General features: G+C 62.8%; 24 protein-coding genes. 2 read left to right on the top strand and 22 right to left on the bottom strand.

The annotated features are described in order from the left end of the window. The first annotated feature begins 62 nt into the window (after positions 1 to 62). Positions 63 to 1,598: a MocR-like pyridoxine biosynthesis transcription factor PdxR gene (gene pdxR, locus PMM47T1_RS06540; RefSeq protein WP_008366970.1), complete on the top strand. Its 1,536-nt coding sequence runs from the start codon at positions 63 to 65 to the stop codon at positions 1,596 to 1,598. Between the two features lie 74 nt (positions 1,599 to 1,672). On the opposite strand, the gene PMM47T1_RS06535 is transcribed toward pdxR, so the two are convergent. From PMM47T1_RS06535 to PMM47T1_RS06510, 6 genes are all read right to left on the bottom strand, one after another. Continuing rightward, positions 1,673 to 2,764 carry a polyamine ABC transporter substrate-binding protein gene (locus PMM47T1_RS06535; RefSeq protein WP_008366969.1) on the bottom strand — a complete coding sequence of 364 codons (1,092 nt, stop codon included), beginning with the start codon at positions 2,762 to 2,764 and terminating at the stop codon, positions 1,673 to 1,675. Continuing rightward, a complete protein-coding gene (locus PMM47T1_RS06530) occupies positions 2,757 to 3,806 on the bottom strand; it encodes a histone deacetylase family protein (RefSeq protein WP_008366967.1) in 1,050 nt (349 codons plus the stop codon). Before PMM47T1_RS06530 ends, PMM47T1_RS06535 begins: the two co-directional genes overlap by 8 nt. 144 nt (positions 3,807 to 3,950) lie before the next feature. Next, positions 3,951 to 4,943 (bottom strand): AraC family transcriptional regulator, encoded by a 993-nt coding sequence (locus tag PMM47T1_RS06525; protein WP_008366964.1) that lies wholly within the window; start codon positions 4,941 to 4,943, stop codon positions 3,951 to 3,953. 50 nt (positions 4,944 to 4,993) lie between these two features. Continuing rightward, positions 4,994 to 5,998 carry an asparaginase gene (locus PMM47T1_RS06520; RefSeq protein ID WP_008366962.1) on the bottom strand — a complete coding sequence of 335 codons (1,005 nt, stop codon included), beginning with the start codon at positions 5,996 to 5,998 and terminating at the stop codon, positions 4,994 to 4,996. Then, the gene (locus tag PMM47T1_RS06515; RefSeq protein WP_008366960.1) at positions 5,995 to 6,750 is read right to left on the bottom strand and encodes an aspartate/glutamate racemase family protein; all 756 of its coding nucleotides are present in this window, start codon (positions 6,748 to 6,750) and stop codon (positions 5,995 to 5,997) included. The genes PMM47T1_RS06520 and PMM47T1_RS06515 overlap by 4 nt, the downstream gene beginning before the upstream one ends. Then, positions 6,751 to 8,193 carry an alanine/glycine:cation symporter family protein gene (locus PMM47T1_RS06510; RefSeq protein WP_008366958.1) on the bottom strand — a complete coding sequence of 481 codons (1,443 nt, stop codon included), beginning with the start codon at positions 8,191 to 8,193 and terminating at the stop codon, positions 6,751 to 6,753. 186 nt (positions 8,194 to 8,379) lie between these two features. On the opposite strand from PMM47T1_RS06510, the gene PMM47T1_RS06505 reads away from it, so the two are divergent. Further along, entirely contained in the window at positions 8,380 to 9,192 is an 813-nt protein-coding gene (locus PMM47T1_RS06505; protein WP_008366957.1) for a helix-turn-helix domain-containing protein, read from the top strand. A 200-nt stretch (positions 9,193 to 9,392) separates the two neighbouring features. On the opposite strand, the gene PMM47T1_RS06500 is transcribed toward PMM47T1_RS06505, so the two are convergent. The 16 genes from PMM47T1_RS06500 to PMM47T1_RS06425 form a co-directional block, all read right to left on the bottom strand. Next, on the bottom strand, positions 9,393 to 10,622 hold the full coding sequence (locus PMM47T1_RS06500) for a hypothetical protein (RefSeq protein WP_008366955.1): 1,230 nt from the start codon (positions 10,620 to 10,622) through the stop codon (positions 9,393 to 9,395). A gap of 484 nt (positions 10,623 to 11,106) precedes the next feature. Then, the gene (locus PMM47T1_RS06495; protein ID WP_008366954.1) at positions 11,107 to 12,066 is read right to left on the bottom strand and encodes a PDR/VanB family oxidoreductase; all 960 of its coding nucleotides are present in this window, start codon (positions 12,064 to 12,066) and stop codon (positions 11,107 to 11,109) included. A 3-nt stretch (positions 12,067 to 12,069) separates the two neighbouring features. Continuing rightward, entirely contained in the window at positions 12,070 to 12,507 is a 438-nt protein-coding gene (locus tag PMM47T1_RS06490; protein WP_008366952.1) for a Rid family hydrolase, read from the bottom strand. Beyond that, a complete protein-coding gene (locus PMM47T1_RS06485) occupies positions 12,504 to 13,538 on the bottom strand; it encodes an aromatic ring-hydroxylating oxygenase subunit alpha (protein WP_043300805.1) in 1,035 nt (344 codons plus the stop codon). The genes PMM47T1_RS06490 and PMM47T1_RS06485 overlap by 4 nt, the downstream gene beginning before the upstream one ends. A gap of 20 nt (positions 13,539 to 13,558) precedes the next feature. Continuing rightward, positions 13,559 to 13,786 (bottom strand): recombinase-like helix-turn-helix domain-containing protein, encoded by a 228-nt coding sequence (locus PMM47T1_RS06480; RefSeq protein ID WP_008366949.1) that lies wholly within the window; start codon positions 13,784 to 13,786, stop codon positions 13,559 to 13,561. A gap of 1 nt (position 13,787) precedes the next feature. After that, positions 13,788 to 14,105, bottom strand: a complete 318-nt coding sequence (locus PMM47T1_RS06475) for a hypothetical protein (protein WP_008366947.1) — start codon at positions 14,103 to 14,105, stop codon at positions 13,788 to 13,790. After that, positions 14,102 to 15,079 carry a VOC family protein gene (locus tag PMM47T1_RS06470; protein ID WP_008366945.1) on the bottom strand — a complete coding sequence of 326 codons (978 nt, stop codon included), beginning with the start codon at positions 15,077 to 15,079 and terminating at the stop codon, positions 14,102 to 14,104. Before PMM47T1_RS06470 ends, PMM47T1_RS06475 begins: the two co-directional genes overlap by 4 nt. An 11-nt stretch (positions 15,080 to 15,090) precedes the next feature. Further along, entirely contained in the window at positions 15,091 to 16,572 is a 1,482-nt protein-coding gene (locus tag PMM47T1_RS06465; RefSeq protein ID WP_008366944.1) for an aldehyde dehydrogenase, read from the bottom strand. A gap of 9 nt (positions 16,573 to 16,581) precedes the next feature. Further along, positions 16,582 to 17,385 (bottom strand): aspartate dehydrogenase, encoded by an 804-nt coding sequence (locus tag PMM47T1_RS06460; protein WP_008366941.1) that lies wholly within the window; start codon positions 17,383 to 17,385, stop codon positions 16,582 to 16,584. Between the two features lie 10 nt (positions 17,386 to 17,395). Then, a complete protein-coding gene (locus PMM47T1_RS06455; protein WP_008366940.1) occupies positions 17,396 to 19,078 on the bottom strand; it encodes a thiamine pyrophosphate-binding protein in 1,683 nt (560 codons plus the stop codon). Continuing rightward, positions 19,071 to 19,868: an SDR family oxidoreductase gene (locus PMM47T1_RS06450; protein ID WP_008366938.1), complete on the bottom strand. Its 798-nt coding sequence runs from the start codon at positions 19,866 to 19,868 to the stop codon at positions 19,071 to 19,073. Before PMM47T1_RS06450 ends, PMM47T1_RS06455 begins: the two co-directional genes overlap by 8 nt. Position 19,869: 1 nt before the next feature. Beyond that, a complete protein-coding gene (locus PMM47T1_RS06445; RefSeq protein WP_008366937.1) occupies positions 19,870 to 20,694 on the bottom strand; it encodes an IclR family transcriptional regulator in 825 nt (274 codons plus the stop codon). Further along, on the bottom strand, positions 20,691 to 21,566 hold the full coding sequence (locus PMM47T1_RS06440) for an alpha/beta fold hydrolase (RefSeq protein WP_008366935.1): 876 nt from the start codon (positions 21,564 to 21,566) through the stop codon (positions 20,691 to 20,693). Before PMM47T1_RS06440 ends, PMM47T1_RS06445 begins: the two co-directional genes overlap by 4 nt. 4 nt (positions 21,567 to 21,570) lie before the next feature. Beyond that, a complete protein-coding gene (locus PMM47T1_RS06435) occupies positions 21,571 to 22,110 on the bottom strand; it encodes a cupin domain-containing protein (RefSeq protein ID WP_008366933.1) in 540 nt (179 codons plus the stop codon). A 13-nt stretch (positions 22,111 to 22,123) separates the two neighbouring features. Beyond that, on the bottom strand, positions 22,124 to 22,888 hold the full coding sequence (locus PMM47T1_RS06430) for an SDR family oxidoreductase (protein WP_008366931.1): 765 nt from the start codon (positions 22,886 to 22,888) through the stop codon (positions 22,124 to 22,126). Continuing rightward, positions 22,888 to 23,664 carry an ABC transporter permease gene (locus tag PMM47T1_RS06425; RefSeq protein WP_043300804.1) on the bottom strand — a complete coding sequence of 259 codons (777 nt, stop codon included), beginning with the start codon at positions 23,662 to 23,664 and terminating at the stop codon, positions 22,888 to 22,890. Before PMM47T1_RS06425 ends, PMM47T1_RS06430 begins: the two co-directional genes overlap by 1 nt. Positions 23,665 to 23,676: the final 12 nt, after the last annotated feature.

The raw sequence follows: 23,676 nt of genomic DNA, 5'->3' as shown, positions 1-23,676 counted from the left end.
AGGCGGCGAATTGGACCTTTGTAAGAGCCATTTCCTGTCATTTTCATAGGTCCATTACCCCCATGATCACTTCCCCTGCGTTGCCCTTCGACCCTGCCGGCATCCAGCTCGACGCCGGCCGCGGCCTCAGCCGCGAGTTGTATCAGGCGCTGCGCGCGCGCGTTCTGGATGGCCGCCTGGCCAGCGGCACGCGGATGCCGGCGAGCCGCGATCTGGCCCGGGCCTTAAGTGTTTCGCGCAACACCGTGGTGCGCGCCTACGACCAGTTGTATGCCGAGGGCTTCCTGCAAGGCAGGGTGGGGGACGGCACTTATGTGGCTCGGCTTGAACCCACCCCAGAAAAACTATCCACAAAACTGTCCACAGGGTTATACCGGGGTTTATCCACAGCCTTATCCACAAAATTGATCAAAAATACTGGCATTTCATCCAGTAAAGTTATCCACAGTGAGGCGCTCAAACTGCTCGCTGAGCATCATCTTTCGCCGTTGCGCAGCGGGCCGCCACGGGCATTTCGCGTGGGTGTACCGGCGTTCGATCTGTTTCCGTTTGCCACGTGGGCCAAGCTTTACGCGGATTTCTGGCGTGATCCGGAGCCAGCCTTGCTCGGCTACGGCGACCCGGCTGGCGACCCGGACCTGCGGGCCCTGATTGCCGCTTATTTGCGCAGCTCGCGAGGGCTCAACTGCAGCGCTGAACAAATTCTGATCACCACCGGCGCACAGGAGGCCATAGGGCTTTGTGCACAGCTGCTGGTGAACGCTGGCGACACCGTGGCGGTCGAGAATCCCGGGTACCGCGCGGCCGGGCATGCCTTTGCCAATGCCGGGGCAGCCCTGCGCGGTATACCGGTGGATGAGGAGGGCTTGGTGTGCGGGGCGCTGGAGCAGGTGCAGGGGTGCCGGATGGTGTACGTGACCCCCGCGCATCAATACCCCACCGGGGTGACGCTGAGCTTGGCGCGGCGCCTGGCGTTGCTGGAATGGGCCGAGCGCAATGAGGGCTGGATTGTCGAGGATGACTATGACGGCGAGTACCGCTACAGCGGTGCGCCGTTGGCGCCCCTGGCCGCGCTGGATCGCAGCGGGCGCGTGCTGTACGTGGGTACCTTCGGCAAGGTGGCGTTCCCCGCCTTGCGGCTGGGCTACCTGGTGGTGCCGCCGGCCATGGTCGAAGCCTTTTCGCGCAAGCGCGGCGTTGCCCTGCGCCATTCGGAAATAGGCGTGCAGCGGGTCATGGCACGGTTCATCGCCGACGGTCATTTCCAACGCCACATCCGCCGCATGCGCCGCGCGGCACTGGCGCGCCGCAATGCGCTGCTGGACAACTGGCCTGACGGTATTGCCGGCATGGGCAAACTGCCCACGGTTTCGGCCGGCTTGCACCTGACCATCCCGGTGCAGACCCTGGCGCGTGAACAGGAACTGGTGACGAAGGCAGAAGAAGTGGGGGTGGAAGTGAACGCCTTGAGCCACTACTGGCTGGGCGACTCCGACGAGCCTGTGGATAACCGGGCGGGGCTGGTGCTGGGGTTTGCGGCGGTGGATGAAGCCGCCACCGTGGCAGCACTAGCGTGCCTGCGCAATGCCTGGCGCTGAACATTGCGCCGTGTGACGTGTGGGAGCGGGCAGAGCCCGCTTCCACAGAACTCGATCGGTACACGAAGACCAGGTTACGTGCCGGATTTGATCTTGGTCCAGGCGCGGGTGCGGGCGCGCTCGGCGTCGTGGTCCAGTGGCTTGAGCGTGTAGAGCTTGGCCATCATCTCGTCCGTGGGGTAAAGGTTGGGGTTGTTGCGAATGGCTTCCGAGACTTTCGCGGTGGCGTCCTTGTTGGGGTTCGGGTAGCCGACAAAGTCACTGATGGGAGCGATCACCTGGGGTTGCAGCAAGTAGTTGATGAACGTGTGGGCGTCCTCGATATTGGCCGCGCCCTTGGGAATGGCGAGCATGTCGAACCAGATCGGCGCGCCTTCCTTGGGCAGGCGCATGTCCACCACCACGCCGTTCTTGGCGTCGCGGGCGCGGTTGGCGGCCTGGGAGAAGCTGCCCGAGTAGCCCACGGCCACGCAGATATCGCCGTTGGCAATGTCAGCCATGTACTTGGAGGAGTGGAAGTAGGTGATGTAGGGGCGGATCTTGAGCATCAGCGCCTCGGCTTTCTTGTAGTCCTCCGGTTTGCTGGAGTTGGGGTCCAGGCCTAGATGCTGCAGTGCCAGGGGCAGGATTTCCGACGGCGAATCGAGCATGGCCACGCCGCACTGCTTGAGCTTCTTGATGTTGTCTTCGTTGAAGATCAGATCCCAACTGTCCACAGGCGCATTGTCGCCCAGCGCCTGCTTGACCTTGGCAGGGTTGAAGCCGATCAGGATGGTGCCATACATGTACGGCACGGCGTATTTGTTGCCCGGGTCGTTCTGCTCCAGCATCTTCATCAGCTTGGGATCAAGATGGTTGAAGTTGCTCAGCTTGCTGCGATCCAGCGGTTGGAAAACCCCGGCTTCGATCTGTTTGGCCAGGAACACGTTGGACGGCACCACCACGTCGTAGCCGGAGTTGCCGGTCAGCAGCTTGGCTTCCAGCGCTTCGTTGGTGTCGAAAATGTCGTACACCAGCTTGACGTTGTCCTCTTTCTGGAAGTCCACCAAGGTTTGCGGGGTGATGTAGTCGAACCAGTTGTACACCTTGAGGGTGCGCGGCTCGTCGGCGTGGGCCGCGCCGCAGGCCAGGGCCAGGGCGCACAGGGCGTGCTTGAGCTTATGCATGTTGGCGTTCCTTGAGGGCGCTTTCGAAGCCTTCCAGCACGTTCACGGCGTTGATGCCGATCTCCTCCACGGCGTAGCCGCCTTCCATCACGAACAGGGTGGGCTTGCCCAGCGCGGCAATGCGCTTGCCCATATTCAGGTAGTCGGGGCTGTCCAGTTTGAACTGCGAGATAGGGTCGTCCTTGAACGTGTCCACGCCCAGGGACACGATGATCACGTCTGGCGCGTAGTCGTCGATACGCCCGCAGGATGCATCCAGCGCCTTCGCCCAGACATCCCAGGCGCTGCCTGCCGGCAGCGGATAGTTAACGTTGAAGCCCTCGCCGGCGCCTTCGCCCACCTCGTCGTCATAGCCGAGGAAGAACGGGAATTCGAATTCCGGATGGCCGTGGATCGAGGCGAAGAACACATCGCTGCGCTCATAGAAAATTGCCTGGGTACCGTTGCCGTGGTGGTAGTCCACGTCGAGGATGGCCACGCGTTGGTGGCCCTGATCGAGAAATGCCTGCGCCGCGATGGCCGCGTTGTTCAGGTAGCAATAGCCGCCCATGACGTCGCTGGCGGCGTGATGGCCCGGTGGGCGGCACAGGGCAAATGCACTATAGGCCCCGGCCTGCATCGCGGCCTGGGCGGTCAACGCCACCTGGGCGGCGCTGTAGGCGGCCTGCCAGGTGCCGGCGGTAATGGGCGCGCCACCGTCGAAGGAGTAGTAGCCCAGCTCGCCCAGCAGGGTGGTTGGCTTGATGGCGCGCAGGGTACGCGCAGGCCAGGTGAAGGGCATGATGTCGTCTTCGCGGCCCATCTCGGTCCAGCGCTGCCAGGCGCCCTGGAAGAAGTCCAGGTAGCCCTTGTCGTGGACGCGTTCGATGGGCGCGCGGCCCAAGTCCCTGGGTGCCTGTACCGGGCCCAGCTCACGGTCCTTGACCCGTTGCAGCACGTGGTCGGCGCGCGAGGGCATTTCGAAGCAAGGCATCAATTGCCCGTCGATCAGCTCGCAGCGGCCGTGGTGCAGATGATGGTCATCTGAATAGATCGTAAGCATTTTCTTATTCTCCGGTGGCTTAATCAGGGCTCCATTCTTGATGTGCCAACGGGAAATCGGGAACGGCAGAAACGGCCAAAAGGGGATCGATATGGCCAAAACCGTTGACCGTATTTCGCCTCCGTTTGGCGCATGCCGCACCAATCAGGCGCGGAAGTGACTCGGGGCCACGCCGCTCCAGCGCACAAATGCATGGCGAAAACTGGCCGTTTCACTGAAACCCAGGGCCTCGGCAATGCGGTAAATGGGCAGATGGTCTTCGGCCAGCATGTGCTTGGCGCGTTCGAAGCGCAGTTGATCCAGCAGGTCCTGGTAACTGCTGCCCACATCGCTGAGGTGGCGGCGCAGGGTGCGCGCCGAGCAGTTCATCTGCCGCGCCAGCCCTTCCAGGCCGGGGGCGGAGGCCAACTGCGATTCCAGCAAGTGGCGGATGCGCGCCAGCCACGCCTGGCGCCCGGTGAACTCAAGGTTCTGCACGCGGCAGCGCTCGGCCATGGCGCGGTGGGTGACCGGGTCGGCCAGTGGCAGTGGTTGCGTCAGCCATTGCCTGTCGAAGGCAAAGGCATGATCCCAGGCATCGAACTGCACCGGGCAATCGAAGGTCACGGCGTAGTTCTCGCGGTAACCGGGCGCCCCATGGCCAAAGCGCGCGGCCAGCAAGGGCAGGGGGTGGCCCAGCAGGTCGTCGCAGATGACTTTCAGCGAGGTCATGCACAACTCGGCGTTGAACACCGCTAACGTTGGGCTATCGGTGTAGTGACTGGCGCTGAACCAGACGCGCTCGCCATCGTCCTTCAGCTGCAAGTGAAAAAGTGTTCCCAGCAGTGCCGGATATTGCAGCGCCAACTGTAGGGCGTCACCGAAAGTGGCACTGGAAAGTAGTGCATAGCCAAGCATGCCATAGGCGGAGACGTGCATGCGCCGCCCCAGTTCCAGGCCTATTTCCTGGCGCAGGGCGACGGCGTTGGCACACACCTGCATTTCCTGGCTGGTGGTGATGCGCGGGTCGGAACGGCTAAGGTCTGCGGGGCTGATGCCGCTGCCGGCCAGCAGTGCTTCACTGGACAACCCTTCGGACTTGAAGGTGTTGAGCACCAGCGAGACGGCATTGAGGGTAGTGAGGTGGGAGTGGAGCATGCTCGATATCCAGCCAAGGTGTGGCGGATATCGAGCAAGTAGCGTGCCTTTTAGGCCAGCTCACCGCACAGGTCGAGCTCCATCAGGCGACGCACCTCGGCCACCGGCAGGCCGGCGCCCAGCAGCGCGTGCAGCTTGCCGAACGCGGCTTCGCGGGTCATGCCGCCGCCGGCCAGCACGCCAGCGGCGCGCAGGCCGCTGCCCGCTTCGTAGACGTCGAACTCGACGCCGCCTTCATGGCATTGGGTGATGGCGACGATCACCACGCCGCTGGCCTGTGCGGCCATCAGCGCGGCAATGAAGCCTTCGTTGTCGCACGGGCCGGTACCGCTGCCGTAGCACTCCAGCACCAGCGCCTGAACGCCGCTGGCCAGCACCGCCTGCAACGGCTCGGCGCCGAAACCGGGGAACAGCGGCAGTACCGCTACCTTGGCCAGGCCTTTGGGTTGGTTGTAGCCCAGTGCCGCTGGCAGTGCCTCGGCGCGCGGCACGCCGCCGCTGCGCTTGAGCGCGGCGAAGGGGTGGCGGCCATAGCTGCGGATCTTGGCGCAGCGGGTGGGGGCCAGCACTTCGCCGTGGAAGTACATTTGCACGCCGTAGGGCAACCCTTGGGCCAGCATCACCAAGGCGCCGTTGATGTTTTCCCAGGCGTCGCTGTCCGGCACACCGGCAGGCAGCATGGAGCCGGTGAACACCACCGGGGCGGCCAGGCCCAGCAACTGGAAGCTCATGGCCGCCGCGCTGTAGGCAAGGGTATCGGTGCCATGCAGGACCAGCACGGCGTCGCAACCGTCCACTTCCACGGCCTGGACCACGGCGTCGCGCAGGCGCTGCCAGTAGTCCGGGGTCATGTTGGCGCTGTCGATCAGCGGCAGCAGCTCGCGAAAGCGCCAGGCAGGGATGGCCAGGTCCGGGTGGCCGGCCAGTTGCTCACGCAGGCGCTGTTCAAAGCCGGAAGCGGGCGCCAGGCCGTTGGCCGTGGCTTGCATGCCGATGGTGCCGCCGGTGTAGAGCACCATGACCTGGCGCGCGGGTACTGCTTGGGCTGGGTTCATGTCCCGGTCTCCTCACGAATGACGCCGGTATGGTCGAGCAGGGCTTCGACCACCAGCTGGGTGACATCGACCAGTTGTTTGTCAGTATCGATATCGGCAATCAACGGCAGTTCGGTGCACGCCAGCAGCACCGTGTCAGATTCGATGCCCTCCAGCATGCGGCTGAAACGCGGCCTGAGATCCGGGTGTTTGGGCCCCAGTGCCTTGATGTCGTAAATCAGTTGATGCAAGGCCTGGGCCGGTGCCGGCTCGAACGCCACGTGCTGGCGCAGCGAGCGGTAGGGCGACCATTCGGCCAGTTCGGCCACGGGCCTGGCGCCCAGCAGGCACACGCGCTGTTGGCTGGTGCGAAGCAGGAAGGCTTCCAGTACGTCACAGAACGAAACGAACACACTACGCAGATTCAACTCGCGAATGCGCTCGGCAAATAGGTTCAAGGTGTTGCAGGCAATGGCGAAGGCCGCGACCTTGCCGTCCAGGGCGAGTACGTCCTGGCGCAGTGCATTCCACACGTGCAGCTCGGTTTTTTGCAGTTCCATCGACAACCCCAGTTCAGGGTCGGAAATGATCGACACCGCGGGGGCATCGAGGTCGCCGCGAAACGCCTGGCCCAGGCGACGGCGGTTTTCATCCAGCAGCTTGGCCCACATGTCCATACCGGCTTCTGGCCCCGAGCCGGTGATGATTCCGAGCCTGGGCCGGGCGATGTAATCGCCCGGGGCCAGGTGGGTGGGCAGAAATGCCCCGGCCATTCAGCGTTGTGCCTGGGCCAGGTTTACTGCTTTTTCGGTTTCGACCGAAGTGGTCACGGCAGGCCAGGACTTGGCGTCGATGTCCAGGTCCGGGAACTGGCTGGCGTCGAACACCGGTGTCTTGATGCCGGCTTTACGCTGGGCGTCGTAGTCGGCCAGCAGGCGCAGGCCGATGTTGAACAGCATGGCCAGGGCGATCAGGTTGACGAACGCCAGCATGGTCATGGTGATGTCGGCGAAGGCGAACACGGTGCTCAGGTCTTCCACCGCGCCCCACACGATCAGCGCCAGTACCAGTGCGCGGTAGCCGATCAGCGCCTTGCGGTTTTCACCCACCAGGAAGCGCAGGCTGTTTTCACCCAGGTAGTAGTTGTAGAGGATCGAGGTGAACACAAACAGTGCCAGTGCGACGCTAATGAACATGCGGCCCCAGTCACCTACCACGGCGGCCAGCGAGTTCTGGGTCAGGGCAATGCCGTCACCTTCGAAGCCCGGGGTGTAGAAGCCCGACAGCAGGATCAGCAGGGCGGTGCAGGTGCAGATCACGAAGGTGTCCAGGAACACGCTGAACGCCTGAACCACGCCTTGCGCAACCGGGTGCTCGACCTGTGCCACGGCTGCCACGTTCGGGGCGCTGCCCAGACCGGCTTCGTTGGCGAAAACGCCGCGCTTCACGCCCATGACAATGGCGCTGCCCACCAGGCCGCCGAAAGCCTGGTCAAACCCGAAGGCGCTCTTGACGATGGTTTCCAGCATGGCGGGTACGTGTTCGAACTGCAGGCCGATCACGTACAGGGTCACGCCGATGTACACCAGGGTCTTGACCGGTACCAGCAGGTCGGCAACCTTGGCGATGCGCTTGATGCCGCCCACGAACACCAGGCCCAGCAATACGGCCAGGGCGATACCGGTTTTGTGCACGTCCAGGCCGAAAGCGTTGTTCAGCGAGTGGGTCACGGCGTGGGATTGCAGGCCGTTGAAGGCGAAACCGAAGGTCACCAGCAGCAGGACGGCCATGACCATGCCGATCTTGCGCTTGCCCAGGCCATGCTGGATGTAATACGAAGGGCCGCCGCGGAACTGACCCTCGGAGTCGCAGCGCTTGTACAACTGGCCCAGGGTACATTCGAAGAAGCTGCTGGACATGCCCACCAGCGCGGTTACCCACATCCAGAACACGGCACCAGGGCCGCCCAGGGTCACGGCGATACCCACGCCGGCGATGTTACCTGCGCCTACCCGACCAGCCAGGCTGAGCATCAGGGCCTGGAACGAACTGAGCTGATCAGAGCTGCTCTTCAAGCTGTCACGGAACACCGCGAACATGTGGAAGAAGTGGCGAAACTGGACGAATCGCGAGCGGATCGTAAAGTAGCTGCCGAGGCCGACAATAAGCACGATCAGTACTTTGCCCGAGAGGAAGTCGTTGATGACTTCAAGCATGGAGTAATCCTCGCTGTTTTTTTTTGATGGCGAATTTGACTGGTCCGGGTTCAACACGTCGCACCCAGTTCTCAGGGCGCAAATGGTTGGCGATTGACCCGCCCGGAGCAATTTCGCGGGTTGATGGAAAATGATGCTACTTGATGCTACCTTCGCGCTCCTTGGCGCCATATCGACGAACTGCACATGCGTGAATACCTCCCCGCGAACCTGCAATTGCTGTGTCGGCACTATCCGTCCATTGCCGAGGTGTGCCGGCGGCTGGACATCAACCGTGCGCAGTTCAATAAATACCTCAGTGGCCAAAGCCTTCCGACGCCTTACAACCTCAAGCGCATCTGCGACTTTTTCGGGGTGGAGGAGTACGAGATCGGCCTGCCGATCGAGCAGTTCACGCGGCTGATCGGCGTACGCAACCGCCATACCGTCGAGCCACTGGAGGCTATTGGGCCACAACGCGCCCTGGAGCATTTGCGCCAGCGTTCATCGCCTGATCTGGCGGCCCACGTGGGGTACTACTACGAGTACTACCATTCGATGTCGGTTCCAGGGCACATCCTCTGCTCACTGGTACACCTGCACGAAGAGGGCGGGCACTATACCTATGAGCGCAGCGAACGTCTGCAAACGCCCGGCATCAAGGGTGAAGAATATGAGCGGTATCGTTACTTGGGGGTGGCCTATAGCCTGCAAAACCGGCTGTTTTTCGTCGATTACGAGTCGCTGACGTCGAATGAAATCTGCCAGACGGTGCTGATCCCCAGCTACAAGGCCCGTATCAAGCGCCTCAATGGCCTGAAGATCGGCGTCTCCTCCGCCGACCACCGCGCCCCGGCCTGCACGCGGGTGGTGTGGGAGTTTTTGGGCAAGGAGATCAACCGCGTCGAGGCGTACCAGCGCGTGCGCCTGTACCTGCCGGACGACCCCGAGATCGATACCGACCTGCGCGAGCGCCTGGCACAGACGCAGGTGGTGGATGGGTTATTTCAGATTGGGTGATGAAGTTGTACGCGCGCCCTTTATCTGTGGCAGCCGCTAAATATTTTGTGGGGGCGGGCTCTGCCCGCGAAAAATGGCACCGCGTTGTTTCAGACACTCTGCGGCGCTCCTTTCGCGGGTAGAACCCGCTCCCACAGAAGCATGCTGCACCCACAATAGCCATGCAGTGACGGACAAACCGCGTTGGCGTTTCGGGTTTGTCAGAAGTAGTAACCAATGTTTACGTTGGTACGGTAATACCACTGGTTGCTGCCGCTCGACGAGGTGCTGGTCCAGCCGGTGCCGTTCTCCGCGCCGCCGAAGGGGTTGGCGTTCTTTGCCCAGGTGAAGTCGACCCAGGCCATGATCGGCATGGCGATGAACTGGGCGCCCACGGTGAACATCTGTGAGTCGTCCCAGCCACTCTTGTCTTTCATCATGCGGCTGTAGTCGTTGTAGAGCTTGATCTTCTTCAGTTGTCCCAAGCTTGGGGTGTAGATGTCGTAGCCGACGTTCAAGGAGGCGAGAGTAGCCTTGGCGGCGATGAGGTAGGCCGGGGTCAGGCCGTTGCCGCCCATCAGAACCGAGTCATTGCTCACGCCGGTGGGGTTCCTGGGGTCGTACTCGTAGCGGATGCCCTGGCCGGTGACGGTCCACGGGCCTTTGTTGAAGATGGCATGCACACCGCCCGCCCAATAGCTGCCGTTGTCATCGGTGGTGGCGTTGTACAGTTGCGAAGCCGCCAGCGAGGCGCCGATTTCGCTGCTCCAGTCGCTGCCGCGGAAGGTGCGCGCCACGCGGGCGTTGACCTGGTTGCGCTTCTCGTTGTCCTGGCGCGACTGGGTGACGGCCACCGCGTTGTCGTTCAAGTCCGCGTACCGGCCGATTTCCGGCGAATAGCGGATATCAGAGGGCAGCATGCGGGGGAAGTAGCCCAGTTGCAGGTCCCAGTCCTTGTCCTTGTAGCTGTACTTCAGGCCGGTGCCGGCGCTGACGCCATAGCCCATGAAGAAGGGGATGTGATAGCTCCAGCCGAACTGTGGGTAAGGTTCCAGGCCGAAGGGTTTGAACGGCGCCCCTACCTGCAGATTCGATGCGTTGTTGATGTGGTAACCGACAAATCCGTGGTCGACCGAATGCTTGCCATCGTCCTGGAACCAATAGCCGACGTCACCGTAAGCCTGTTTATAAGTGGCTTTCACGTCCAGGCGGAACGTATCGAACAGGAACCGGCCGTTGTTCTCGGTGGTTTTCCAATGTTCGTCGCGGTAGTTGGTACGCAGTGCGCCGCCGATATCCAGGCTGCTGTCGCCATCATCACTGCGCCATGAAATATGCGGGAACGGTTTTTTAACGTCACTGGGTACATCGGGAGCTGCGGGGCCGGGTTCGGCCGCCATCACGGTAATGCTGGTGAAGATCAAACCCAGGCCAATCACGGACTTTTTCATGTATATCCCCAACCCTGCGAAGTTGTACGGTTTGCCAATCGACCGGCAACACTTTGCCGTCGCTCACATGGCGAGCGGTGGTGGTGCACCTTGAATGTGGGGGTTCAGTGTTTTATGGGTGGATCATTGTATTATGTATGAACCCGCTATTGATTTAGCAGGAACTATGCCATTGTCTGTAAATCGTACCTTTAAAATAAAACTCATTATTTTCAATGATTTATATATAAAACGCCTGTCAGCGTACCGCCCTTGAAACATACGACATACCGGGTAACAGGAGGGTGCTTCTTTAGTGCACGCGTTCCTCAAGATGGCGCACGTAACCGCTGGGTTTTGAACGTGGGAGCGGGTTCTACCCGCGAAGATAGCACCGCAGGGTATCAGGCTTATCGAGGCGCTCTTTTCGCGGGCAGAGTGCGCTCCCATCATCAATAGTCGATGGGATAAGAAAGAGCCGGCGCTGAAGGCCGGCTCCGGAAAGTTATATATCCAAAACCAATCTTCGACTTTTACAACCTGATACGCACACCATCATTGATTTATTGGCGGCACGTTCCGCTTTGGTCAATACACCGTCGCGGTGATCAATCTCACCTTCTACCACTTTGGTTTCACAAGAGCCACATACCCCTTCGCGACAACTGTATTCAATATCGCAACCTGCTTCCAACAGCACATCCAGCAAGTTCAACCCGGGTTCGACATTCACTGTTTTCCCCGACTTGCTCAACTCAACGCTGTAACTGCTTTGCGCCTCGTCACTGGGCGGCAGTTCGGCGGCGGCGAAGCGCTCGATGTGGGCATGTGGATAACCCAGGCTTTCACACGTGCGTTCGAACGCATCGAGCATGGGCGTAGGCCCGCAGCAGTAGAAGTGCGTGTCCGCAGGCTGGCCCGCCAGGTAATGGGCCAAGTCGGGCGGCATGCCTTTCTCGTCGTTGAAGTGGTAGACCACCTTGGCACCCAGCCCCATCAGTTCTTCAATCAAGGCCGCCTCGCCACGCGAACGGGCGCAGTAGATCAGTTGCGCCGATTTGCCCAAGGCCAGCAACTGGCGAAACATGCAGTAAATCGGCGTGATGCCGATGCCGCCTGCCACTAGCACGCTGTGCCGGGCGTTTACGTCCAGGGTGAAATTGTTGCGCGGCTGGGAGATCTGCAATTGCATGCCTACGCGTAGTTGCGCGTGAACATATTCCGAGCCGCCACGGCTTTTGCGGTCGCGCAGGATACCGACCACGTAGCGACCCTGGTCAGCGGGCGAGTTGAGCAGGGAGTAGCTGCGCACCAGGCCGTTGGGCAGGTGCAGGTCAATGTGCGAACCGGCGTCGAATGGCACGAAAACCGTGTCGCCCCAAGGGCGCAGTTCCACGCTGATGATGCCGTCGGCTTCGTAGCGCAGGGTGTGCACCAGCGCGGTGATGGTGTTGGTATTGGACATGGTTCAGCTCTCCTGCGCCGTGCGTAGATCAACATCGAGTCGGGCACCGGCTTCGATTTCCACCACCAGTTCGGGGAACACCAGGGCGCTGGCCTCGACCAGGGTGGAGGTAGGGAAATGGGCAAAGTCCTTGAAAAAATCCCGGCGTGCGCGGCCCACTTCATCCTTGTCGGCAATGGCCGTGACGTACAGGGTCAGCCGGTAGATGTTGCCGATGTGGCCACCCGCAGCTTCCACCAGCGCCAGTACCTTGTTCAGCACCAGCAAGGTCTGCGCGTAGGCGCCCAGCGGTTCGCCGGCCTGGGCCGCGATGCGGGTGGCGGGATGCCCGGTCATGCCGGACATCACCACCTCGTTGCCGATCAGCAGGGCGTTGGACCAGCTGGCGCTGGCCAGTTCGGTCAAGTTCGACGCCCGCACACGCTGAACGGCCGCGCTCATGGCAGTTGCTTCGCTTCGATGAGTTCAAGCTGGGCCTTGGCCTGGCTCTTCAGGTAGCGACGCAAACGCACCACACCCAAGTCATGCTGGTATAGGTTTTCCCGCTGGTTGGCGTCCGGCTCCATGAACTCCAGCAACACCCGGTCCTGTTCCAGTACGGCCCAGTGACGCGCCTCCAGGCGGTTCTTGTAGAGGAAGCGCCAGGTGTCACGCTGCCAGCCGGTCAGTGGGCGGGCGCGCCAGTGAAATACAGCGGCCAGCGAGGGGCTGCTGGGAGTGTAACTGCCGATGATAGTGAAGTTGCCGCCAGGCCCACCGGTTTTCGGGTAGGGGATTTCCAGGCGCAGCCAGTGGCAGCCGTTGTCGAGAAATTCGGTCCAGTCGAAGTTGACGCCGCGCTGGCCTTCCTTCTCGAAGAAGAAACCCTGGTCGGTGTCGCGGGTGACGAACTTGGCGGTGGCTTCGCCTTCGCTCATGGAGTGGGACATCTTGTGCAGGTAGGTGCCGTGCATTGGGTCCATGACGTTGTCGAGCACGTAGCGGTAGTCACCTTTCCACTCGGTGTAGCAGATGAAGCTGCTCCACTGCGGCGAGGTCAGTTGCTCGGGCAGTACCAACTCCGGTGGGGTATGCAGGTGCGGGTCGGTGGCGTTGAACAGGAAAATTGCCCCAGCGGCCTCGCGGGTATGGAACATGCGGGTAGGACGGGCGCCTTCCAGTTTGCAGCCAGGGCTGCCGGGCACCTTGGTGACAGTGCCGTCGCAGCGCACTTCCACGCCGTGGTAAGGGCACTGCAAGCGGTCGCCCAGCACCGGCCCTTGGGACAATGGCGCGCCGCGGTGCGGGCAATGGTCTTCCAAGGCGTGCACCTTGCCATCGTTGTCGCGCCACAGGGCGATCTTGTAGCCCAGGCGACGCACCGACATTGGTTTTTCGCCCAGCAGTTCGGACGGTATTACGGGGAACCACAGGTCTTTAAGGCCGTTGGCCAATAGGTTCTCAACAGGGTCAGCGGTCACGTGCATATTCATGTTCTTCTACCTCGGGCGTCTTACGCGCCCAGCCGGGCCATCAGGGTCTTGTACGCGTCTTCGGTCCACTCGCCGGTGGTCAGCGGGCAGGGCGGGCCGGCATGGTTCAAGTGCGCCAGCAATGCGGGCAGTTCGGCGATGCCGCTGCCAAAGGCGCGCTCGATGGAGTCGCCCAACAGGTCTTCGAACTGGGTGTTGGGGCGCTTGCGCGCCTGATGAGGCTGTACGTACGGTTCGGTGGTGCTCATGTCATTGGCCTCCGTTGCGCACCCGTTCGCGGATCATTTCGCGCACGGGCACAAAGTCATAAGTGGCGTAGCATTCGGTGCGGAACACGCCCCAGGCGGCGCGCTCCAGTTCGACATTGACCTTGCCCAGCAGGCTGGGCGGCAGGCGCAGGGTGACGATCTGGCCCAGGCCCATGGCCACGGTCCAGCTCACCACTTCCACGCCTTGGGGCGGGAAGCTTTCCCACCAGTCCATTTTTTTCATGTGGCCCTGGATGTCCTCCAGGTTCTTGGATTGGTCGTGCTTGAGCAGCACGGTCAGCAGCAGCGTCTCGCTCATCGCTGGCCACCTTCCTTGGGCTTGTCGGTGAGGAATTTGCCCTGTGGCGCTTCCACGTGTTGCTGGCGGCGCGTATTGCCGTCGATGCCCCCGGCAATCGCCCATTCGGCGAACACGGTCGGGCCCGGCTCGAATTCACGCGGCTCCCACTCGCCGGTCAGTTGGTCTTCGTCGGCGTAGTACTCGATCAGCGCGCCAGCGGGGTTCTTGAAATACCAGAAGAACGCCGACGACACCGGGTGCCGCCCCGGGCCGATTTCGGTGGCCCAGCCGCTGCGCGAGATGTGCATGCCGCCACCGAACACTTCGTGCACGTCGCGCACGGTGAAGGCTACGTGGTTGAGGCCGGCGCGCGGGGCGGGCAGTTGCAGCATGAACAGGTCGTGGTGGCCACCTTCCTCGGCGGTGCGCAGAAAGGCACCGCGGTTGGGGTAGCGGTCGGAGGCCTGGAAGCCAAAACGTTCATGGTAGAAGGCTTCGCAGGCGTTCACGTCGGTGACGAAGAACACCACATGGCCGACTTCAATAGGCGTGGCGCGGTCGTAGATCGGCGCCGGCTTGTTGATGCGGCCCTTGGTTTGCCAGGTGTTGTGGCCGCTGCACTCGATGTCCAGCCCACGCTTGCGCGTGACCTGCAGGCGGATCGCCAGGCCGTTGGGGTCGGTGCAGCCGATACGCCCGTTGCCTTCGACAAAGTTCGGGTCATTGGCGATGCGCTCGCTGTACATGGCCAGGTCGGCTTCGTTTTCCACGCCCCACACCACTTCGCGCACTGTGGAACCGGCTTCGATGGCGGGCGGCAGGCCAGGCTTGTCGATGGCGGCCAGCACCACGCGGCAGCCATTGAGGGTCTCGAAGATCACCTCGTCAGCCTGTTCGCTGACCTTGGCCAAGCCCCAGTCGCTGAAGAAACGCGCGCAGGTGGCCAGGTCCTCGACGCCGTAGGTGACTTCATCAATACCTAAAACGCTCATCACGCTACCTCTCAGTGGCCGTTGGCCCAGGCCAATGGCTGTTCATTCATGCCCCAGTAGAGGCTCTTCTGTTCCATGTATTGCAGGATGCCCAGCCGGCCTTTTTCACGGCCCAGGCCACTGTCGCGCCAGCCACCGAACGGGGTGGAAATGGAGAACTGCTTGTAGGTGTTGATCCACACCGTGCCCGCCTGAATCTTGCGGCCCAGGGCCCACGCGCGCTTGTAGTCGCGGGTCCAGATGCCGGCCGCCAGGGCGTACAGGCTGTTGTTGGCTTGCTCGACCAGCTCGGGTTCGTCGTCGAAAGGCATGGCCACCAGCACCGGGCCGAAAATTTCTTCCTGGCAGGTTTGGTGGCTGTTGCTCAGGCCTTCGAGGATGGTGGGCGGGAAAAAGTAGCCGTTGTCATAGAGGCCACCCACTGGGCGCTGGCCGCCCAGGCGCAGGCTGCCGCCTTCGGCCAGGCCCAGGGCCACGTAGCGTTCCACCGATTCGCGGTGGCTGGCGCTGATCAGCGGGCCCATTTGCGTGGTTTCGTCTGCTGGGTCGCCCAGGCGAAGTTTGGCCGCGCCGGCCACCAGCCGCTCCATGAATGGCTCGTACAGCGAGCGCGCCACGAACAGCCGCGAGCCGGCGATGCAGGCTTCGCCCGAAGAGCTGAAAATGCCGTACAGCACTCCGGCCACGGCGTGGTCCAGGTCGGCGTCGTCGAGCACGATGGTGGGCGACTTGCCGCCCAGCTCCAGCGACACCGGCATCATCTTGTCGGCGGCGATGTGGGCGATGTGCTTGCCGGTCTTGGTACCGCCGGTGAACGATACGCGCTTGATCAACGGGTGCTGGGTGAGGGCGTCGCCCAGCACAGAACCCTTGCCGGGCAACACGCTGACCAGCCCCCTGGGCAGGCCGGCGTCTTCGCAGATCTGTGCCAGTTGCAGGGCCAGCAGCGGGGTGATTTCCGCCGGTTTGATCACCACCGCGTTACCTGCCGCCAACGCCGGCGCGACTTTCTGCGCTTCACTGGCGATGGGCGAGTTCCACGGCGTGATGGCGGCCACGACGCCCATGGGCTCGTAGACGCTCATGGTGACGAAGTCGCCGCGCGACGGGGTGATAGTTTCTTCCAGGGTTTCACAGGCGGCAGCGAAGAACTGGAAAGTGCCTGCGGCGCTGGCCACCAGCGCGCGGGTTTCGCTAATGGGTTTGCCGTTGTCCTGACGTTGCAACTGGGCCAGTTCTTCGCCGCGCTCACGAATCAGCTCGGCAATACGATACAGCACAGTGGCGCGTTCGTGAGGTTTGCGCTGGGCCCAGCCGCTATGAAGGAATGCCTCGTGGGCCCCGCGCACGGCATCCTCCACGTCTTCCAGGCTGGCGGCGTTGAGCCAGGCTACCGGTTCGCCGGTGGCGGGGTAGCGGGAGGCATAGCGCTCGCCGCGGCCCAGGCGCCATTGGCCGGCGATGCAGATGGGTAACGTCTGTTCCAAGGTCATGTTCATCCCCTAGATGGAAATCGCGTGGGCGTGGTTGCCGAGGGCGCGGACCACGCTGTACACGGTGAGGGCCGAGGTCTTTGGGTTGGCCAGCAGCGGCTTGCCGCGCAGGCTCAACTCGAAACCGCCAAAGGCGCCACGGGCTTCGAACTGGTGCACGTTCTCGTCGCTGTGCGGGTCGGCAATCAGCGTGACGTGGGTGCGGTCCAGGCCCAGGCCAGCCAACGACAGGGTGGCGGCGACGTTGGCGTTCTTCGGATAAAGCTGGGCGGCTTCGCGGGCGCTGCCCTGGAAGATCACCGTGGCTTCAGTGAGGGTGTCCAGATCGCAGACCAACTCGCCCGGCGTGTTCTTCCAGGCGCGGGCGGGTTTGCGTCCGACATAATTCACCGCATCCAGGCCGCCGACCTTGGCGGCCGACAACGCATCGATGCCACCGATGGCGCCGGGCAGCAACTCGATGCGTGTCTGGCCGCGTTCGGCGGCTGCTTCCAGCCGCTCTACCAGGCCCACTTCCGACAGGGCGCCCACGGAAACGATCAGGCAGGCGATGCCGCGCTCCAGTGCCGGAAGCACATGTTCTTCGATGGCCCGGTGGCCTGCGCACTCCACCAGCAAGTCCGGGCGAGCATCGGCGGGCAAGGCGGTGAGCACCTGCGGCGGCTTGTTGAAACTGGCCAGGCGCTGACGCACCAGGTCTTCGGAACCGGCCGAGGCAATGACGTGGTCAACGCACAGGGTAGGGTCCTTCTCCAGCAGCTCCAGCACGCCGACGCCAATGGCGCCGCAGCCGATCATGGTGATATGCAGCATGGGGAGGTCCTCAAGCAGTGGCCTTCTGAGCCTTGGTTTCGCTGTTGGGTGGGCCGGCGAATTGAGTGGCAAAAGCGCCCACGGCCAGCATGTCCACTTCCAGCAGGAACGGGCCGGGCTCGGCCAGTGCGCCTTCGATCACGCCGCCGAAGTTTTTCAGGTCACTGACCAGCGCGTGGCGCAGGCCCATGGATTCGGCCAGCTGCGAATAGTCCGGCGTGTGCAGTTCCACGTAGGCGTGGCGAGCGCCGTATACGGCGTCCTGAATATTGCGGATCACGCCATAGCGCTGGTCGTTCATCAGCAGGATCACCACGTTGGCTTTTTCCTGCACCAGGGTCGCCAGCTCACCCAGGTTGAGAATGAAGCCGCCGTCGCCGGCCAGGGCGAACACTCTGCGCTCAGGCGCCGTTTCGGCGGCGGCAACGGCGGCGCCGATGCCCATGGCCAACGCCTGGCCGATACCACCGCCCAGCGCATGCACACCCGCACGTGGGTGGAACAGGTTGATCAGGCGGTTGCCCCACATGCTGTTGGACAGGGTTACATCGCGGACCCAGGAAAAGTTGCGGCCAGTGACGGCTTGCAGCTGTTCCACCAAGGCGGTGTAGGGGCCCAGATCGGCATTCAGCTGGATGCGTGACTTGCTGCGCACCTGCAATAGTTCCACGTGGAACATTGGGTCTATATTCAGGCGACCTTCCAGTCGGTCGGCCAAACCGTCCAACGCCAGCGCCGTGTCGCCGCACACAAACTGGTCGCTGCTGTAGCTGCGGCCTTCGATGGCGGGGTTGGCGTCGATGCGCAGGGTGGTTTGCGGCAGTTTCAGGGCGTACTTGAAGGTCTCGTTGGAGCGCAGGCGCGAACCGGCTACCAACAGCACGTCGCACGATTGCATGAACTGTTCCACGGCGCGGTTCTGCGAGAAGGCGCCCAGGCAGCGTTCATCGTCTTCGTTGACTACGCCGCGGCCCTGGGTAGAGGTGAGGACACCGACACCCATATCCAGCAACCGCTTCACTTGCTTGCCGGCGTGACGCGCGCCGCCACCCAGCCACAGCATGGGGCGTTTGGCGCCGGCCATACGTTCAGCCAGAGCGTCCAGCGCTTCGGGTGCAGGCACCGCAATGGGGATTGGCAGTGGCGCAAGGTCGGTGGGCATGGTGATGAAAGTCGACTGAATGTCGATCGGGATCTCGACGCTGACCGGGCCGGTAGGCGCAGTGAGGGCGGTCTGCACCGCCAGCTTCATGGTGCTGAGCGCGGTCTCCACGCTACGCACGCGGAAGGCGGCTTTCGACACCGCCTTGAGCATGGTTAGCTGGTCACGGGCTTCGTGAATGTAGGCGAACTCCTGGTCCAAGTACTGGGTTTCGATCTGCCCAGTGATGTGCAGCAAAGGCGTGCCGGCGGTCTGTGCTTCCACCATGGCGCCCGCTGCGTTGCCGGCAGCGGTGCCGGTGGAGGTCAGGCACACACCCAACCCGCCAGTGGTGCGCGCGTAGGCATCGGCCATATTGGTGGCGCCAGCTTCGCCGCGGGCCATGACAAAGCGAATATTGCCGCGCACGGCGAAGGCATCGAGGATCGGCATGTTGTGGATGGAAATAACCCCGAACGCGGCCTTTACGTCGCACTGTTCAAGGAACGCGGTAATAGCAGCACCTACGGTGACTTGGTTGTCGTTACGCATGGCGGGACAGGCCTCCAGAAACATCGATATGGCTGCCTGTGGTGTAAGCCGACAAGGGCGAAGCCAGGAACAGGATGGCGCGGGCTGCCTCTACGGGCAGGCCCAGGCGACCCAGGGGAATGTGTTTGCGTTGGGCCAGTTGCGCGGTCCATTGGGCCCAGTCGAGGTGGCGCTCTTCGCGCGCTTCGAAGCGGCGGCGCCATTGGCCCGATTCCACCAGGCCGATGAGGATTCCGTTGACGCGGATGTCTTTTTCGGCGAACTCGGTGGCCATGGAACGCACCAGATTCTTCAACCCGGCGCGGGCGGCGGAAGTGGCAACCATGTGCGCTTCGGGCTGGCTGGCCAGTAGCGAGTTCACGCAGACGATGGATGCGGCCGAGGTGCTTTCAAGCTGGGGCATGAAGGCACGCACCGGGTTAATCACCGAGAAGAACTTCAGGTTTAGCTCCTCGGTCCAGGCCGTATCGGTGGTGTCGGCGAAGGTCGACACGCGGCCTTGGCCGGCGTTGTTGATCAGCATCTGCGCCGGGCCGAAGGCCGCTTCGCTGGCCGTGGCGAACGCCTGCACGCTGGTGGCATCGAGTACGTCGCATACCTGTGCAAGCAATCGGGCGTCAGGAAAGCGGGCGCGCAGATCGGCTTCGGCGCTGCGCAGGCGGTCTTCGTTACGGCCACAGAAGGCCACATTGGCGCCGGCTTCCAGCAGCAGTTCCACGCAGGCCAAACCGATGCCGGAGGAACCGCCGGTGACGATCGCCGTGCAACCCTGAATTTGATAAAGGCTCATGTCAGTCCCTCATCAGCGCAGTGACGCGGCTGCCGTGGGTGGGGGTGTAGTTGAGCAGACGCGAGAGTTCGTCGGCGTTGCGACGGACCTGAGCCAGGGTTTCTTCGAAGTTGACGTGGCCGATCTGTGTGGTGGGTATGGTCACGCCCAGGGCGGCGACGATGTGGCCGCTGTGATCGCGAACCGGCGCGGCCACGGTGGAAATCGCCGATTCGAAGAAGCCCTCGCCGCTGACGTAGCCGCGTTGGCGGTCGGCCTGCACCAGGTCGAACAGTTCCAGCACGGTCTTGGGCGTACACAGCGAATGCTGTTCCAGATGCTCCTCGGGATACAGCTCGCGCAGCTCGGCCAAGGACAGATCTTCCAGCAGGATGCGGCCCAGCACCGTCGCGTGAGCGGGCAGGCGGGTGCCGACGTTGACGGCGCTGGAGAACACCGAGGGTGGCGACACCTTGGCTACGTAGACGATGGAGCGGCCATCGCGCACCACCAGGTTGCTTGGGTAGTTGAGCTTGTCGCACAGCCGCGCCAAGAGTGGCTGGCCCAGTTCGGTCAGCTCCAGCGACGCCAGGTATTCGAAGCCCAGGCGCAGCACCGACATGCCCAGACGGTACTCGTTACCGCTACGGGTCACGAAGCCCATGGTTTCCAGGGTGGTCAGCAGGCGGAAGATGGTAGAGCGCGGCAGTTCAAGGCGGCGCGCCAATTCCGGCGCAGTGAGGGTGCGGTTTGCCCGGCTGAATTCGCACAGCAGCAACAGGCCGCGCTCAAGTCCCGGGACGATGTATTTGTCCTGCCCGTCTTTGGTCAGATCTGAGTCATTCATTGAGCACTACCTGTCTGGGATTCCTTTAGGGCGAAGGCCAGGCGGCCTGCCACCACGGAGGGTTGTTCTATGGGGCTGGCGTGGCCAGCGTCGGCGATCAGGTTGAAGCTGGCGCCCAGGGCCTTGGCCAGGGTCAGGCAGCTTTCGGGGGCAGTGATGGCGTCGGCTTCGCCGCAGTGCACTTCGCAGGGCACCGGCAGCGGGGCGTGGCGCAGCAGGTCATCGCCGCACAGCAGTTCGATGGCTTGGCGATAACCCTGTTGATTCAGGCGTGACATGTTCCAGCGCACCCAGGCCAGGGCCTTGGCGCTTGGGCGTAGCGAGAGCATGGCGCTGCTGCGCTGGGCAGCCATTTGCGCGATGCCCAGGGTTTCCAGGCTGGTGATGCGTTTGCTGCGAATCTGCTGGCGCTGAATTTCGCGGGCAGGGTCGCCGTAGCCGCGGGCCGGGCTGATCAGCACCAGGCGGCTGACGCGTTCCGGGTGCAGGCCGGCAAACGCAGCGGCGGTGATGGCCCCCAGCGAATGGCCTACCAATACGCAGCGTTGGATGTTCAGCGAGTCCAACGTCTGCATCAAACGCTCGGCATAGTCCTCGGCGCGTGGCGCGGTGGGCGCCAGCGGCGTTGACTCGCCGTAACCAGGCGCGTCCCAGGCAATTACCCGGGCGCCCTGGCCCAGTTGCATCGCCACTTCCAGCCAGGAACCGGCGCCCGAACCTATGCCGTGCAACAGCACCACGGCGGGGCCACTGCCGGTTTCGCGCACGGCTTGCTGGCCGCCGGCCACGCTCAGCAGTCGCTGGGGGAAGCCGCTGGCCAGCAGGCTTTGCAATTCAGCGCTGGGGTCGAGGTTTTCAGTGGCGTGCAACATGGCTTCAACCGCGCTTGATCGAGGCCAGAGGATGCTCTGGCGGATAGGTTGGGGTGATTGGCTTCTTGGCGCCGAGCATCACGCACATCAGCGCGTCTTCATCGCCGATGTTGATTTCCTCGCGGTACACGCCTGGCGGCACCGAGATCACGTCGCGGTCGGTGAGGATGGTTTCGTAACGCTCACCGTCCTTTTCGATCACCACCTTGAGCTTGCCGCGCAACACGAAGAACACTTCCTCCACGTCGGTGTGCAGGTGCGACGGGCCTTCGTGGCCGGCCGGGATCACCATGGTGGAGAAGGTGAAGTTCTCTGAAGGGATGGTGTTCATGTCGGTGGACACGCCGGTGCCGCCGGTGCCGATGTAGCGCATTTGCGCACGGCGGTACTTGGGGTCGTAGTCGGCCTGGAACTTCAGTGCATTCCAGTCGTACTTGCGCGTCTCGTAACGGGCTATGCGGGTCTGCATCCAGGCTTCCAGGCTGCTGCCTTCTGGTTGCTCCCAGCTTTTCGGGGTTTCTTGCTGTGCGGATAGATCAGTCACGGCTGTCTCCTTCTCAGGGCATGATGAACCCGCCGTTGACCGGCAGGGTTTGTCCAGTAATGAAGCGGGCAAGGTCGGATAGGGCGAAGATCACAGCGCCGCTGACGTCCTCGGGCAGTTGTGCGCGTTGCAGGGCGCGTTGCTCGGTGTACAGGCGGTGGCGCGCGTCAGGCACGTAGGCGGTGGCCTCCACCAGCACCAGCCCGGGGGCGATGGCGTTGACGGTGATGTTGTCCTTGCCCAGCTCGCGGGCCAGGCTGCGGGTCATGGCGATGACGGCGCCCTTGCTGGCCACGTAGGCCAGCAGGTTGGTGGCGCCCCACAGCGGGGTGTCGGACGCCAGGTTGATCACCGCGCCGTTGCTGCTCTGGCGCAGGGCGGGCAGGCAAGCCTTGGTCATCAGCCAGGTGCCGCGCACGTTGACCTTCATCACCGTGTCCCAGGTGTCGATGTCCAGCTCTTCGCAGGTCTTGCCGCCGGAGTTGGTCACCGAGGCGTTGTTGACCAGGCCGTCCAGGCCGCCCAGTTGCTGGCAGGCAGCGGTGACACAGGCATCGATGGAGGCCGGGTCGGCGAGGTCCACGGTGAGGCCGGTGACGTCCAGATCCATGGCCAGCAGTTCGGCAGCAGCCTGTTGCACGCGGTCAGCCAGGATGTCGGCAATCACCACGCGGGCACCGGCGCGGGCGATGGATTCGGCGAAGGCAAACCCCAGGCCGCGGGCGCCACCGGTGACCAGCACGCGGCGGCCTTCGAGCAGTCGAATGGAGGGCTTCATTATTGGGTACTCAGCATGGCTTTGGGCATGTAGTGCAGGACGCGTTTTTCGGCCCAGACCACCGCGCCGTAGGCCAGCACACCGATCAGGGTCAGCATGACGATGGCCACGAACACGCCACTGGTGTTGCCCTGGCCCTCGGCGTCTACCAGCAGGAAACCCAGGCCCTGATTGCCGCCTACCAGCTCACCGACGGTGACGCCGATGACTGCCAGGGTGGAAGCGATGCGCAAGCCGGAGAACAGCGCGGCCATGGCCGAGGGGAACTCCACCAAGCGGAAGATCTGCCAGCGGCTGGCGTTCATGGTGCGCACCAGGTTAATCATGTCCGGGTCCACGGTGCGGATCGCCGACAGCACGTTGATCATCACTGGGAAGAACACGATCAGGATGGCGATCAGGATCTTGGGATAAATCGTGTAGCCCAGCCACATGACGAACAGTGGGGCGAAGGCAACTTTCGGGGCAATTTGCAGGGCCAGGATGTACGGCGACAGCATGGCTTCGGCCGAAGGCGACAGGCCCAGGGACACGCCGATCATCACGCCCAGCATTGCGCCGAGGCCGAAGCCTACGATGATCTCGAACGCGGTGATCAGCGTGTGTTTCAGCAGCCCGCTGGTGCCCCACATGGCCACGGTTTCCTGGGCTACGCGGCTGAGCTTGGGCATGACAAATTCGGGCATGCCGAGCATGCCGGGGCCGAATTGCCAGGCCAGCAGAAACAGGATCAGCAGCGCGGCGCTGCCGAGCATGGAGGGGTTCAGACGTCTCATCGGTTAATACCT

Source organism: Pseudomonas sp. M47T1, from assembly GCF_000263855.1.
Taxonomy (GTDB): domain Bacteria; phylum Pseudomonadota; class Gammaproteobacteria; order Pseudomonadales; family Pseudomonadaceae; genus Aquipseudomonas.
The sequence above is the reverse complement of the archived record's forward strand: the minus strand, read 5'-3'. Positions and strand labels throughout refer to the sequence as shown.

Excerpts from the sequence above, each read along its gene's own strand:
- PMM47T1_RS06480 (WP_008366949.1), bottom strand. The coding sequence starts at position 13,786 with ATGAGCACCACCGAACCGTACGTACAGCCTCATCAGGCGCGCAAGCGC.
- PMM47T1_RS06515 (WP_008366960.1), bottom strand. The coding sequence starts at position 6,750 with ATGGCCGGGGCATTTCTGCCCACCCACCTGGCCCCGGGCGATTACATC.
- PMM47T1_RS06495 (WP_008366954.1), bottom strand. The coding sequence starts at position 12,066 with ATGTCCAATACCAACACCATCACCGCGCTGGTGCACACCCTGCGCTAC.
- PMM47T1_RS06460 (WP_008366941.1), bottom strand. The coding sequence starts at position 17,385 with ATGCTGCATATCACCATGATCGGCTGCGGCGCCATTGGCGTCGGCGTG.
- PMM47T1_RS06425 (WP_043300804.1), bottom strand. The coding sequence starts at position 23,664 with ATGAGACGTCTGAACCCCTCCATGCTCGGCAGCGCCGCGCTGCTGATC.
- PMM47T1_RS06505 (WP_008366957.1), top strand. The coding sequence starts at position 8,380 with ATGCGTGAATACCTCCCCGCGAACCTGCAATTGCTGTGTCGGCACTAT.
- PMM47T1_RS06520 (WP_008366962.1), bottom strand. The coding sequence starts at position 5,998 with ATGAACCCAGCCCAAGCAGTACCCGCGCGCCAGGTCATGGTGCTCTAC.
- PMM47T1_RS06440 (WP_008366935.1), bottom strand. The coding sequence starts at position 21,566 with ATGTTGCACGCCACTGAAAACCTCGACCCCAGCGCTGAATTGCAAAGC.
- PMM47T1_RS06450 (WP_008366938.1), bottom strand. The coding sequence starts at position 19,868 with ATGAGCCTTTATCAAATTCAGGGTTGCACGGCGATCGTCACCGGCGGT.
- PMM47T1_RS06525 (WP_008366964.1), bottom strand. The coding sequence starts at position 4,943 with ATGCTCCACTCCCACCTCACTACCCTCAATGCCGTCTCGCTGGTGCTC.
- PMM47T1_RS06490 (WP_008366952.1), bottom strand. The coding sequence starts at position 12,507 with ATGAGCGCGGCCGTTCAGCGTGTGCGGGCGTCGAACTTGACCGAACTG.
- PMM47T1_RS06430 (WP_008366931.1), bottom strand. The coding sequence starts at position 22,888 with ATGAAGCCCTCCATTCGACTGCTCGAAGGCCGCCGCGTGCTGGTCACC.
- PMM47T1_RS06485 (WP_043300805.1), bottom strand. The coding sequence starts at position 13,538 with ATGAATATGCACGTGACCGCTGACCCTGTTGAGAACCTATTGGCCAAC.
- pdxR (WP_008366970.1), top strand. The coding sequence starts at position 63 with ATGATCACTTCCCCTGCGTTGCCCTTCGACCCTGCCGGCATCCAGCTC.
- PMM47T1_RS06475 (WP_008366947.1), bottom strand. The coding sequence starts at position 14,105 with ATGAGCGAGACGCTGCTGCTGACCGTGCTGCTCAAGCACGACCAATCC.
- PMM47T1_RS06500 (WP_008366955.1), bottom strand. The coding sequence starts at position 10,622 with ATGAAAAAGTCCGTGATTGGCCTGGGTTTGATCTTCACCAGCATTACC.
- PMM47T1_RS06510 (WP_008366958.1), bottom strand. The coding sequence starts at position 8,193 with ATGCTTGAAGTCATCAACGACTTCCTCTCGGGCAAAGTACTGATCGTG.
- PMM47T1_RS06530 (WP_008366967.1), bottom strand. The coding sequence starts at position 3,806 with ATGCTTACGATCTATTCAGATGACCATCATCTGCACCACGGCCGCTGC.
- PMM47T1_RS06465 (WP_008366944.1), bottom strand. The coding sequence starts at position 16,572 with ATGACCTTGGAACAGACGTTACCCATCTGCATCGCCGGCCAATGGCGC.
- PMM47T1_RS06445 (WP_008366937.1), bottom strand. The coding sequence starts at position 20,694 with ATGAATGACTCAGATCTGACCAAAGACGGGCAGGACAAATACATCGTC.
- PMM47T1_RS06470 (WP_008366945.1), bottom strand. The coding sequence starts at position 15,079 with ATGAGCGTTTTAGGTATTGATGAAGTCACCTACGGCGTCGAGGACCTG.
- PMM47T1_RS06455 (WP_008366940.1), bottom strand. The coding sequence starts at position 19,078 with ATGCGTAACGACAACCAAGTCACCGTAGGTGCTGCTATTACCGCGTTC.
- PMM47T1_RS06535 (WP_008366969.1), bottom strand. The coding sequence starts at position 2,764 with ATGCATAAGCTCAAGCACGCCCTGTGCGCCCTGGCCCTGGCCTGCGGC.